The organism is Photobacterium sp. R1 (assembly GCF_054600795.1).
The window spans coordinates 1-305 of the sequence record NZ_BAAHZP010000365.1; the positions used below are offsets into that span (position 1 = coordinate 1).

Consider the following 305-nt stretch of genomic DNA (forward strand, 5'->3'; position numbering starts at 1 on the left):
TCCGGATGAGACAGCAGATAAACGGTAATATCCCCTTCATGCACAACGCCAAAACGCGCATGTTCTGCCGGTGAACAATCATAACGTGCGAAGGCTGCATTCACTTTCTGCGCAATCTCCGAGTCGGCTTCATACATCAAATCCACATTGGCCTGTTGCTGTAGCAAGATCAGGCGTTGCGCCATTCCATCCACCGTATGCTGGCGTGACTCAATCTCAATGGAAACATACTGCTCAATACTCAGATTGCATGCGGCCATAACGGGCGCTGTTACCCATGCGAACAATACGGCAATAAGAAATTT

The 305-nt window shown here is 48.9% G+C and carries 1 protein-coding gene; it reads right to left on the reverse strand.

All coding sequences use genetic code 11. The annotated features are described in order from the left end of the window. A partial coding sequence (locus tag ACYP03_RS25445) for a hypothetical protein (protein ID WP_459782598.1) occupies nt 1-260 on the reverse strand: 260 nt, incomplete at its 3' end. Nucleotides 261-305: the final 45 nt, after the last annotated feature.